Source organism: Luteolibacter pohnpeiensis (genome assembly GCF_016595435.1).
Lineage (GTDB): Bacteria > Verrucomicrobiota > Verrucomicrobiia > Verrucomicrobiales > Akkermansiaceae > Luteolibacter > Luteolibacter pohnpeiensis.
Genome location: NZ_JAENIJ010000179.1, coordinates 1 through 605, shown reverse-complemented (window position 1 = coordinate 605; position 605 = coordinate 1). Strand labels below are relative to the sequence as shown.

Below are 605 nucleotides of genomic sequence, written 5' to 3'. Positions count from 1 at the left end.
TCGTCGTAAGTCAGGACGCTGATGCCACCGGAGCCGGAACCCTCGAGCGCGGTCCAGTTGTAGGTGCGGGCGAAGTTGAGCGACTTGATGTCGGCGCTTGCCACCGAGTAGGAGAGGAATGCTTCGTTCTCCCAGATGTCGCCGATCTCCGCATCCTGGCCTTCCGCTGCCGTGTTGATCAGGTCACCGGAGATTTGGATTTCCACCTCGAGGATCGCTTCAAGGTTGGCTTTGGTGATGAGACCGCCTTGCACGTTGACGAAGTAGTTCTTCATTTCCGCCGAATTCCGCATCGCCTGGAACACGTTGTAAGGAAGGGTCAGCAGGTTCGGCGTCACCCCGATGCGGGAGCGGATCAGGTTCTTGCCCGCGTCGATGTCGGCGACAATGGTAGAGCCAGCCTCATTCCACTTGGTAACGGGGCTTGAGGTTTGCGAGGCAGCACGAACCAGATTGCGCACCCGGATTTCATGGTTGATCGCCACAATTCGGGAGGTGCGCTCCATGCCTGCGCTATCAGCCGCGAAGATGCTCGCATACATCATCAGCTCCATCTTATCGATCGGTTCTTCGACCCCGTAGTCCTTGCAAAGGAAGGTATCGCT

The 605-nt window shown here is 57.7% G+C and carries 1 protein-coding gene; it reads right to left on the bottom strand.

Annotated features, from left to right (window positions below; all coding sequences use genetic code 11):
* Nucleotides 1-605 (bottom strand): hypothetical protein (locus JIN85_RS20860; RefSeq protein WP_200274485.1); only part of this gene is annotated, 605 nt, incomplete at both ends.